This window comes from Flavobacterium sp. (assembly GCF_049240005.1).
Classification (GTDB): Bacteria; Bacteroidota; Bacteroidia; order Flavobacteriales; family Flavobacteriaceae; genus Flavobacterium.
In genome coordinates, this window is the sequence record NZ_JBMLTK010000080.1 from 1 (window position 1) to 11,376 (window position 11,376).

Here is an 11,376-nt window from a genome sequence, read left to right on the forward strand (position 1 = left end):
TGCTAATTGACGGGCATTGACTACCTTTGCCAAAATTTTGAATTATGCCGGGGAAATCAGAAAAACCGAGAAAGACAGCTACATCGAAGCCAAAAAATAAAAAAACGACTTATAAAAAAGATTACAAGCCTTCCGACAGTCGCAAGGAAATTTCTGCCGTAAAACCAGCAGCAAGACAACCTAAAAAAACTGCTGCCGACGAAATTCGTCTCAACAAATACATCGCCAACAGCGGCGTGTGCTCCCGTCGAGAAGCCGATATTTACATCCAATCCGGAAACGTAAAAGTAAACGGCGAACCCATAACCGAATTAGGCTACAAAGTAAAACCAACCGATAAAGTAGAATTCGACGGCGTAAAACTCACTCCCGAAAAGAAAGTGTACGTTTTGCTAAACAAACCAAAAAGCTTTACCACCTCAACCGACGATGCAGGCGGACAACGCAACGTAAACGAACTCATAAAATCGGCTGCAAACACCACACTGTATCCCATTGGTCGAATGGATAAAACCACTACAGGTTTGCTGCTGTTCACCAACGATCACGACCTGATTAACAAATTCGGTTCTCCAAATCAACGTAGCTCGAAAATCTATCAGGTTTCGCTCGATCGCAACTTGAAATTCGAAGATTTAGAACGTATCGAAAAAGGTGTTGAAATGGACGGGCATTTCCTACGTGTCGATTCCATCAGCTACATCGACGATGCGCCAAAAAGTGAAATTGGTTTACAAGTGAACTCTTCAAACCCAAAACACGTGCGTGCCATATTCGAATCCATGAAATACGACGTTTTAAAAATCGATCGCGTTGTTTTCGCCGGACTTACCAAGAAAAACCTCGCACGCGGTCAATGGCGCTTCTTGACTGACCAAGAAATCATCAATTTGAAGAATGTGTAAAACGTCGCCAGACGAATGCACCTTACTTCCCTCCTCCGGCGATAAAATCCTTTAAGTAAAAAGGTTCAAAGTAGGCAACGTCTTCAAAGGCGCCGTCTGTGAAACGCTTATGCGCCAAAACAAGCATGTCTTTGGCCGAAGGATACGGCAACGATTCATCAATGGTAATATTTGTTCGATGAGCAAACAGCTCTTTACATTTCGTTGCGCCATCGCCAAACAAAACTAGCGTCTCGCTGAAATTTTCAAACGAATGTTCGTCGAGAATCTTAGCCGAAACTGCTTCTATTAATTGGTTATTCGCATCGTAAACGGCAGTGTAAACTTCCATACGGCGGGCATCGAGCATGGGCACTTTATATGCCGACGTAAGTTGCTTGGCGGTAGCTAAAATTTCGAGCGTAGAAACCGATAACAGGGGGATATTTAGTGCATAACACAAACCTTTCGCGGCTGCAACACCAATGCGCAAACCCGTGTACGAACCCGGACCCGCGCTCACCGCCACAGCAGCCAAATCGGCGAATTTTACTCCGGCTTCATCTAAAACGTCTTGAATAAACGTGTGTAATAACTCGGCTTGCGAGTAATTCTCGCCTGCAAATTCTTTTGCTGCTAGAAATGCACCGTCTTTCGATAAAGCTACCGAACAATTCTTGGTAGCCGTTTCCAAACACAAGATAAGCGCCATTACTTAGCGGCTTTTATATCCTTGGTTTTAACCAAATCGCCCGAATTTAATTCTTTGCTTACCAGACCAAACGGACCCGTGATTACCACATCGCCCTTTTTCAAACCGGAAATAATTTCGATGTTGCTGTTGTCCTGAATACCTGTTTTTACGATTCGTATTTTAGCTTTATTGCCCACTTTCAAAAACACGCACTCCAAACGTTTGTCGCTTTTTGGCGCAGGTGTTTCTTCGGTCTTAGCTTCGTCGGGCATTTCAAATTGTGGCTTCTTCACCGGAAGTGTATCGCTTTTTACCACTACACTACTAATCGGTACAGCAATAACATCTACACGTGTTTTAGTTATAATGTCAACCGTGGCTGTCATTCCCGGACGAAACGGCGAATAGGTTGCCGGCTTGCCTTCTAACAAATCGGCATACGATTCTTTTAACAAGCGCACTTTTACTTTGAAGTTCGTTACTTGGTCGGCTGTGGTTGCTGTACTTGCCGAATTCGAAATACTGGTAACGATTCCTTTAAATTCTTTTTTCAAATAGGCATCAACTTGAATTTTAGCAGAATCGCCGATACTTACTTTAACAATGTCGTTTTCGTTCACATCAACTTCCACTTCCATTTGGTTTAGGTTTGCCACGCGCAAGATTTCGGTTCCCGCCATTTGCTGCGTTCCGAGAACACGTTCGCCTAACTCCACATTGAGCATCGAGATGGTTCCGTCGGCAGGAGCATAAATGGTTGTGCGTCCTAAATTGTCTTTAGCTTCTTTCACAGTAGCGCTCGCCGATGCCACGTTATAATACGCCGATTGCTTATTTGCTTTAGCTACTTCAAACGCCGATACGGCCTTTTCAAAATCGGCACGAGAAATGATGCCCTTATCGTATAAAGTCTTATTTCGGTCGTAAGCGGCTTTAGCTTCGGTAAATTGCGCATCAGCTTGCGACAAACCGGCTTTGGTTTGCGACAATCCGGCTACCGTACGATTTAGACCCGAGGTATATAAATCGGGATTGATGCGCACGAGCAAATCGCCTTTCTTAACCACTTGACCTTCTTTTACAGGTAGTGCAATGATTTCGCCCGAAACTTCCGAGGAAATCTTCACTTCCACTTCCGGCTGAATTTTTCCGGTTGCCGAAACGGTTTCTACAATGGTTTGCGTGCTGGCAACAACGGTTTCAACTTCTTTTTCTTCACCCGATTTCTTAAAGGCTCCGGTCGATGCGGCGTACAACAAACCGCCGATAACGGCTACTAAAACGATTACTATAATCCAAACTTTTTTCTTTCCCATAACTAGTGTTGCATAATTGGAATTCCGAAATAGAATTCGACGACTTTTACTTTAAAGATGTAATCATATTTGGCGCGACTCAACTCGGCCTGTGCATTTACGTACAAGGTTTGCGCCTGACTTAAATCGAAGGCATTCATTAAGCCTACGTTGAAACGTTCGGTGGCGTATTTAAATGCTTCTCCGCGTGCTTCAACAGCAGTTACTGCCGCTTCGTAAGTTTTCAATGCGGCATTGGCGTCGGTGAAGGCTTGGAAAACGTTCCGTTCTAGTGTAAGGTTTTCTTGATCGAGGTTGGTTTGTGCGCGTTGGAAGGCAATTTTTGCGCGACGAACTGAATTTCGTGAGGAGAATCCGTTTAGAATCGGAATTGTAAGTTGTAAACCAAACTGGTGACCTTTATTCTCAACGAATTGATCGGCAACCGAACGTGGCCCACCTAAAACGGGACGGAAATTGGGTTGCAGAACGTTAAATGTGCTGCCGTTAACATCGACAGTTCCGATTACCGAAGTTGGGTTATCGGTATTGGGTTCAAAACCTACAATTCGATCGGTGTAGGCGGCACGAGTATTGAAACTGTAAAAACCTTGTAAAGTTGGCGAATAGGCTGCTTTGGCTATTTGAATGTCGCGTTGTGCTAAATCGAGATTGGCTTGTGCAATTTTAATTTCGACGCGTTCTTTCTTGGCTTTCTCGTAAATGGTTTCAGGCGACTCGAGCATGGTGGCGCTGTTTTGCACCGGATAATCGGCATCGACTGTATCGAAATTTCTAAAATCTTCCAATTGAAGCAACTGCGCCAGGCTGAGTTTGGAAATCAGCAAACTGTTTTCGGCTACCGCCAAGGTTTGTCGGTTTGTAGCCACTGTGGCCTGAATATCGAGTAAATCGCCGCGCGGAATGGAACCGGCTTCGACTAAATCTTTGGAGCGCGCTTCTTGCTTGAGATTGTTATTAAGCTGTTCTTGTTGAATTTTGAGATTTTCTTTGTTGAATAAGATTTGCAGATAAGCGTTGGCCACATTTAGCGAAATATCGTCTTTCATTTTTGAAAGTCGGTACTGCGATGCGAGTTCAGATAATTTGGCTCTGCGGTAGCGGTACAAATTCGAAAGACCACTAAATATCGTAACGCTCGAATTGAGACCTGCGCTGGTAAATTGTGTGGTTTGGTTTTCAAGCAAACCTGTGGTGATGTTCTGGTTTAAACCAATGTTCCACGAGTGGTTTGCGTTGGCGCTGATGGAGGGAAGGTAATTTCCGATGGCGTCGCTACGCTCGATTTTTGCTGTTTCGAGATCGAGAGCCGATTGCTGTACCGATATATTCTTTTCGAGTGCGTAGTTGACGCATTCGAGTAATGTCCACTTTTTGGCTTGTGCAAAAGAGGAAAAGACACCCGAACAGGCTACAAAAAGAACGAATAGCTGTGCTTTAACTTTTGGCATTAGGTTTGATTTGCTCTGTAAATTGACGAAAAGAAATGCAGAGTGTTACAGTTTGACCTAAAAATTGTGCACTTTTTTTTGGAAACGATTGCCCGCGAAAGGTATTGCAGCGGAAACAACGCCTGTAGCAAAAGCATTGAGGCACGGCAGCTGCGTGCGACCGGAGGAAGCGCCGCAGACCCGATAGCCGAAAGCTTTTGCGAAGGTGGTGTTGCAGCGAAAAGACCGGCCCTGCGGTGGGGAAACGGGTGGCGCAGGGTTTCGCCCAAAAACTATTCATTCACTTTATTACTTTTGCTTAAATTCTGATTATGAAAAACCTAGTTTGGCTTTTGGCGGTGGTGCTTACAGCCTGTTCTTCTGTAAAAAAAATAGAATCGCTCAAGCCGGAACCCGACGATGCGGCGCCTCTGATTTACGACACCGAACCCTCGTTTCTGAATATGCCTGTAGAAATTTCTATTCAAGATATTGAAAACCAAATAAATAAAACGCTAAACGGCGTTATTTACGAGGATAAAGACATTACCGACGACGATATTAAACTCACGGTTTGGAAACAGGCACCTATTCAGTTGCGCTCGGAAAGTGGCAAAATGAAGGTGATTTTACCTTTAAAAGCGAAGATTTTTTACCGTTACGGCACTTCGAAATTGGGAATTGACTTGTACGACACTCGGGAATTTGACTTAAACGGCGTGGTGAGTTTACTGAGCGAAGTGAATTTACTTAACTGGAAACTGCAAACCAAAACTCGAATTAGCGACTTGGATTGGAAGGAATCGCCGAGCATGACTGTTGGCAGCAAAGTAGTTTCGATTACGTATTTGGTTGATCCGGCCATTAAATACTTTAAGGGAAAAATCGAGAAAAACATAGACGATGCAATTAAAAAAACCGTTGACTTTAAGCCGCAAGTTTTAGATGCTTTGGCTAAAATGTCGGAACCTAGTTTAGCGAGCGAAACGTACCAATCGTGGGTTCGATTTACTCCGATTGAAGTGTATGCCACTGATGCTACGATTGGAAAAAGTACGTTGGTGATGGATATGGGTGTGAAGTGTAAAATTGAGACGCTTGTAGGCGCCAAACCGAAATCGCTTTTTGATCGAGATGCGGTTGTATTGAAAGCGGTAAAATCGGTTCCGCATGCTGTAAATGCTAAAGTTATTGCCGTTTCGACGTATGCCGATGCCGAAGCGATTATTACTAAAAATTTTGCCGGACAAGAATTTGCTTCGGGCAGCCGAAAAGTAAAAGTAGAGCAGGTAAAATTGTGGCATAAATCGGGCAAAATAGTTGTAGCCTTAACGCTTTCGGGTAGTTTGAATGGCGATATTTACCTCAGCGGTTTCCCAGCTTATAACGCACAAACCAAAGAAATTTACTTTGACAATCTGGATTATGTGCTCGACACAAAAAGTACTTTAATAAAAGCGGCAAATTGGTTGGCTTCGGGAACAATATTGAAGAAAATGCAGCAAGCGTGCAGATACAGTATTGCGCCGAATTTAGAAGAAGGCAAAAAACAATTGCAGCGCTACACCTCGAACTACAGCGTGATGCCAGGCGTTTTTGTTAACGGAACGATGAACGATGTTGTTTTTGATAAAATACAAGTGAACAACAAAGCTATTTTGGCGTTTTTGGAAGTGAGTGGAAAAGTGACGGTTAAGGTGGATGGGGTTAAATAACCTTCAACGAGCTAAGGTAACGAATTACGGGAAGGATTTACAAATAGCTACTAAAGCAGTTGCTAAGTTCTAGTTTTTAAGTAGGTGAACTTATCTGATTGCTAACTACCCATTAGGTTTTAAGTTTTTAGTATCAGCTTTTTCAACCAACAGTTCCTTTGCATTTAGCGAAGAGATTACATTTTTACCCGTTTTGGCTTCGAGTTCTTTTCGCGCCACTTTAGCCACATTGCCGCCTTGTTCAGCAACTTTTTTACTTTCCTCAAAATCTTTCGGATTAGTAGCCTCCGATATATCTTTGGTAGATGCTTCGGCAAGCATGTTCAGTATGAGTTCGGTATTAGTCATGTTATCACGTAGGTTTTCCTTCTTTAAACCTTTTAGTATTTTATATTCTCGAGTTGTTTTGCTAGCCCATGCTTTGGTTATAATATCGGTTAGCGTAGCAAACTGTATTCCTTCTTTTAATCCTCGCTTTTTCCATTCATCGGTTAACTCTTTGCGTATTTCGATACTTTTAAGACGCTGGTTTATCCAGTTTTCACTATATCCTAATTGTTGATACTCGAATAACGCCCGATCAATAGTCAATTCTGGGTCCTGTATCTCGTCTAATCGCTCGCTAGCAACTTGTGCCAACCACAATTTAAAAGGCTCGGCTTTACGTGACGGAATGGATTGAATTAGCCTAAAAAGTTGTTCAGTATCTGCTACGTCAGTCATCCTCATTTTTCCGTCAGGAGCAAGCATTTTCAAACCGTGACAATTCGTCACGGTTTCATTCCCTTCTTCTTTAAGCCTTTGCTTTAGTTTTCGCCAGTAAGCAGCCGCATCAACGCTGTCCGTAAGTATGGCAATAACATCTATTATGGATATAAACCATTTTTCTCTTTCACCATCCCAGAGGGTTCTTACTTTTCTATCTTCAAAAACTTGTATGGCGTTTTGCTGTTTCATTTTTGGTAATATTGACTAGTTTTAATACAGTAGTTTCCTGTTTTTTTATTGATTTCTAGCTGTAGTGCAATTGTTCTTTCTAAGTTACCAGCAAATACACGTTAATCGTGTCTTGCTATTTTTGAAACTGTTCCGCTGCACATTCGTTGGTTAACAAGACAGCTTTTAAGTTTTGTATGGGCGGCTTCGATCGATCACATAATTATCCTTGCCGTATCAAATTTACTTCACTCATTTGTAAAAATGAACTATTAATTTTAATAACGTGAGTTCGACACCAAAATTTTCGTTAAATCGCCGGAAGGGAATATTCTAGCGAACGTAAGAATAAGTTCCACGTACTATTTTTAGCTATTCATTTAAACAGCGTTGTACTTCATTTTCCGAAGAATGCGCAGCGCGTGTTTAAAATTCTGAAAAGCATTTGGGTTTGATAGGCTTTTAAAAATCGATTTCGCGTCGATGAGTTTTTGTTTTGCGTCTTCGAAACCGTTTAAATACGCAATCATAAGGGTTTGCGGCACCGATTCTAACTCGGATTCGCGAACTGTTTCGGGTTTTTGAACAGCGCGGTTCAAAGTTGCAAGCGTTGCGTTATAAATATGGTGTAATACTTTTCGGTTGTATTCGGGCGGTTCGAACAACATTTCGGTGTCGAGTTTGTAATATCCGTTATCGAAAAAACGTATGGTTTGTCGTTCGAGCGGATAGTAACTGGTTTTGTCGTTGAGTCCGAGTGCAATAAATTCGGTTATCGTAAAACTCGACTCGTTGAATTCAATAAGTACTTCATCTTGAGCAGAATAAAATAATTTTACCTGTTCGTTAATCAATTCGATATCTACGCGCGAGAGGTAGGTTTTGTCTTTTACTTTTTTGGGAATTCCTGCCCAGCAAATCACAAAGAGTTCTTTAAAAACCTTGTAATGCGCGGGCATGTCGCGGTGTTTTACGTACATAAAATCCATGACACTATCGAGCGTATCTTGAATGCTGTTTCGGCTGTTGTTCTCGATACTTACCACTGTGGCTACGTTCGTAAAATTCCGAGAAACGGGCATTTCAACCGGTACGCTGTTTGAACCGATACGCACAAAACAGCTTTTGGGCAAAATTGTATGTATGCCTTTTTTAAAGAACGACGCTTTATTTTTCGGACTTATCGTTACCAATCCGACCACTTTCCCTTTCGGAAGATGCGGAAACGGCACGTTATCGTATTGAATTTTAGGCGCATGTTCCAAAAAAGCATTCACTAAGTTTTGAATCCGACTGTCGTCGAAGAAATCGTCGCCAACAATTTCGTTGTCTTTGTCTTCCACACCTACCACGATATACGAATGATTGGCCGGGTTGGAGTTTGAAAGCGCACAAATGTGCTTTAGGAATTTTGCTTTTCCCTCGCGCGTGTGCAAGTTTAGCTGTCGCTTTTTATCGTAAAAACTCGACTCGTCGTTGTGCGCGAGCAGATTTTTTATGAGCAACCGCTTGTTTATCATAGTTTTCTATTTACCAAAGTTGCCGAGGCTTGATCGGTTGGATAAACTACTAAATCTGAAATATTTACGTGAGGCGGCATTGCTGCGATAAAATGCACAATGTTGGCAATGTCTTCGGGTTTTAACGGCTGAAAACCTTCGTAAACTTTTGCTGCTCGCGCTTCATCGCCTTTGAAACGAACTTTGGAGAAATCGGTTTGTACCATAGCCGGATGTACGGCACTTACACGAATTCCCGTTCCGTTTAAATCGATTCGCAAGCCATTGGTAAGCGTATCGACTGCCGATTTTGTTGCACAATACATGTTTCCGCGCGGATACACTTCTTTTGCGGCTGTCGAACCTATGTTTATGATGTGTCCGCTACCCACTTCTAGCATTTTGGGCAAAATGGCTTTGGTGAGAAACATAACGCCTTTGATGTTCGTATCGATCATGAGTTCCCAATCTGAAAGCGCGGCGTCTTGCGATAAATCGAGGCCGTGCGCGTTTCCAGCATTGTTTACTAACAAATCAATTTGCGAAAACTCGTTTGGTAGCGAATTTACAAAACGGGCTACTTCTTCCCGCAAACTCACGTCGAATAGCGCGGTGTGCACTGCTGTTTGATTTTCAAGTTCGGTTTTTAGTAATTCGAGCTTTTCGCTATTGCGCCCGCAGAGTATCAATTGGTAATTCGCATTAGCACATTTTCGTGCAATAGCCGATCCGATACCTCCGGTTGCGCCGGTAATAAGAGCTGTTTTTTTCATGGTACTTTATGTCCTAATGCTGCGGTATATATTTCAAACCATTCGATCGTGCTCATCGAAAAGGTTAGTGCTTTCAGTTGGCTTTTTAGTCGGTTTACATCCGTAGTTCCGACCACGGGAGCAATTTGCGCCGGATGTTTTAAAATCCAATTTAGTAAAATGGTATCGGTTCCGACATCATATTTTTGAGCGAGTTCTTCAACAACGGGTTTTAGGCGTTTAGCGATTTCAGAATCGGTTTTAAAATAACTTCCGAGCGGATTCCACGCCATTGGTTTTATTTGGTGAAGGAGCATAAAATCGAGTGCACCTGAAGTTGCGGCTTCGTGTTGGGTAGCCGAAAACTGAATTTGATTGAACTTAACCGGAAGATACTTTAGAAGCATGGCTGTTTGATCGTTGGTAAAATTTGAAACGCCAAACGAACGAATTTTACCGGATTCCAATAATCGCGTAACGGCTTTCGCCACTTCTTCGGGCTGTAACAGCGGGCTTGGGCGATGCAGTAAGAAAACGTCTAGGTAATCGGTTTGTAAATTCGCGAGCGACTGTTCCGCGGAAGCGATGATGTGCTCAAAACTGTAGTCGTAATGTTTAATTTTTACCGGACGCGCTTCGCTGACGTACTGAATACCGCATTTAGTAATCAATTGAATTTTTGAACGATCGATTCCACTTTCGCGTAAAGCGGCGCCAAAAGTAGCTTCAGTAGTGTAACCGCCGTAGATATCGGCATGATCGAAATCGGTTATTCCACTTTCGTGGAAGGTACGAATGCGCTCGGCCATATCGTTTACTTGGAAGTCTTTGCCCCAAACACCCCAAGTCATCACGCCGGCAATTATTTTATTGGGCGATTTTTCTATCATTTTCCCTAGATTTTTCAATAGTTTCCCAAAAGTCTTAAAAATATAAAAAGGAAATCACAAATGACACTTAAGGTTTAAGTGTGCTGTTGGAATTTAACCATCCTTTAACAATCATCATCCCAAAAAAAAATTCAATTTGTGACCAGATTTTAACATAAAACAAACTGAATTAATAACACAAGAGATGGAAGACCAAAGAACATCGGTAGATATCCGCGCAATTAATGAGAAAATTGAACGCGAAAGTGCATTTATCGACTTGTTGTCGATGGAAATGAACAAAGTTATCGTTGGGCAAAAAACCATGGTTGAGCGCCTGCTCATCGGATTACTCGGGAAAGGTCATATCTTGTTAGAAGGCGTACCTGGATTGGCAAAAACTTTGGCGATAAATACACTGAGCCAAGCCATTCAAGCAAGTTTTAGCCGCATCCAATTTACGCCGGATTTACTTCCTGCCGACGTTATAGGAACGATGATTTACAACATCAAAGCCAACGAATTCTCGATAAAAAAAGGACCTATTTTCGCCAACTTCGTACTTGCCGACGAGATTAACCGTGCACCGGCCAAAGTACAATCGGCTTTACTGGAAGCGATGCAAGAAAAGCAAGTAACGATCGGCGATACCACATTTAAACTCGATCAGCCGTTTTTGGTTTTAGCTACACAAAACCCGATTGAGCAAGAAGGAACGTATCCGTTACCCGAAGCACAAGTCGACCGTTTCATGCTTAAAACGGTAATCGATTATCCGAAAATCGAAGAAGAGCGTTTAGTTATTCGTCAGAATTTATCGGGCGGATTCGAAAAAGTAAATCCAGTGATTAGCACCGAACAAATCATCCGTGCTCAAGCGGCGGTTCGCGAAGTGTACATGGACGAAAAAATTGAAAAATACATCCTCGATTTAATTTTCGCGACGCGTTATCCAGAGAAATACAAGCTTGAAAGCATCAAACCATTGATTTCTTTTGGTGCATCGCCTCGTGGAAGTATCAACTTGGCAACGGCGGCAAAATGTTACGCTTTCATAAAACGCCGTGGTTACGTGATCCCAGAAGATGTTAGAGCGGTGGTTTACGACGTGTTGCGTCATAGAATTGGTGTGACTTACGAAGCTGAAGCTGAAAACGTAACGTCGGTCGATATCATCAATAAAATCATCAATGAAGTTGAAGTTCCTTAATCTGTTCTGAAGCCACACCACATGGACACAAAAGAACTATTAAAGAAAGTCCGCAAGATTGAAATCAAAAC

At 42.5% G+C, this 11,376-nt stretch carries 10 protein-coding genes; 3 read left to right on the forward strand and 7 right to left on the reverse strand.

The annotated features are described in order from the left end of the window. Positions 1 to 44 precede the first annotated feature (44 nt). Positions 45 to 905: a pseudouridine synthase gene (locus tag ACOVQQ_RS08500; protein ID WP_421817819.1), complete on the forward strand. Its 861-nt coding sequence runs from the start codon at positions 45 to 47 to the stop codon at positions 903 to 905. A gap of 22 nt (positions 906 to 927) precedes the next feature. Here ACOVQQ_RS08500 and tsaB read toward each other — a convergent pair whose 3' ends face one another. From tsaB to ACOVQQ_RS08515, 3 genes are read right to left on the reverse strand one after another with little or no spacing between them, the layout of a single operon-like run. Beyond that, on the reverse strand, positions 928 to 1,596 hold the full coding sequence (gene tsaB / locus ACOVQQ_RS08505; protein WP_421817820.1) for a tRNA (adenosine(37)-N6)-threonylcarbamoyltransferase complex dimerization subunit type 1 TsaB: 669 nt from the start codon (positions 1,594 to 1,596) through the stop codon (positions 928 to 930). Continuing rightward, positions 1,596 to 2,894: an efflux RND transporter periplasmic adaptor subunit gene (locus tag ACOVQQ_RS08510; protein WP_421817821.1), complete on the reverse strand. Its 1,299-nt coding sequence runs from the start codon at positions 2,892 to 2,894 to the stop codon at positions 1,596 to 1,598. The genes tsaB and ACOVQQ_RS08510 overlap by 1 nt, the downstream gene beginning before the upstream one ends. A 2-nt stretch (positions 2,895 to 2,896) precedes the next feature. After that, positions 2,897 to 4,345 carry a TolC family protein gene (locus ACOVQQ_RS08515; protein WP_421817822.1) on the reverse strand — a complete coding sequence of 483 codons (1,449 nt, stop codon included), beginning with the start codon at positions 4,343 to 4,345 and terminating at the stop codon, positions 2,897 to 2,899. A gap of 311 nt (positions 4,346 to 4,656) precedes the next feature. Between ACOVQQ_RS08515 and ACOVQQ_RS08520 the strand changes: the two genes are divergently transcribed. Next, complete coding sequence (locus ACOVQQ_RS08520) at positions 4,657 to 6,039, forward strand: DUF4403 family protein (RefSeq protein WP_421817823.1); 1,383 nt, start codon at positions 4,657 to 4,659, stop codon at positions 6,037 to 6,039. Between the two features lie 105 nt (positions 6,040 to 6,144). Here the strand turns inward: ACOVQQ_RS08520 and ACOVQQ_RS08525 are convergent, their stop codons facing one another. The 4 genes from ACOVQQ_RS08525 to ACOVQQ_RS08540 all read right to left on the reverse strand — a co-directional run bounded on the left by ACOVQQ_RS08525 (position 6,145) and on the right by ACOVQQ_RS08540 (position 10,116). Further along, positions 6,145 to 6,996 (reverse strand): Bro-N domain-containing protein, encoded by an 852-nt coding sequence (locus ACOVQQ_RS08525; RefSeq protein WP_421817824.1) that lies wholly within the window; start codon positions 6,994 to 6,996, stop codon positions 6,145 to 6,147. Between the two features lie 359 nt (positions 6,997 to 7,355). Continuing rightward, positions 7,356 to 8,495, reverse strand: coding sequence for an ATP-binding protein (locus ACOVQQ_RS08530; protein WP_421817825.1), 1,140 nt, complete (start codon positions 8,493 to 8,495; stop codon positions 7,356 to 7,358). Next, positions 8,492 to 9,247, reverse strand: coding sequence for an SDR family NAD(P)-dependent oxidoreductase (locus ACOVQQ_RS08535; RefSeq protein WP_421817826.1), 756 nt, complete (start codon positions 9,245 to 9,247; stop codon positions 8,492 to 8,494). The genes ACOVQQ_RS08530 and ACOVQQ_RS08535 overlap by 4 nt, the downstream gene beginning before the upstream one ends. Continuing rightward, on the reverse strand, positions 9,244 to 10,116 hold the full coding sequence (locus ACOVQQ_RS08540; protein ID WP_421817827.1) for an aldo/keto reductase: 873 nt from the start codon (positions 10,114 to 10,116) through the stop codon (positions 9,244 to 9,246). The genes ACOVQQ_RS08535 and ACOVQQ_RS08540 overlap by 4 nt, the downstream gene beginning before the upstream one ends. 184 nt (positions 10,117 to 10,300) lie before the next feature. Between ACOVQQ_RS08540 and ACOVQQ_RS08545 the strand changes: the two genes are divergently transcribed. Further along, entirely contained in the window at positions 10,301 to 11,305 is a 1,005-nt protein-coding gene (locus ACOVQQ_RS08545) for an AAA family ATPase (protein WP_421817828.1), read from the forward strand. Positions 11,306 to 11,376 lie beyond the last annotated feature (71 nt).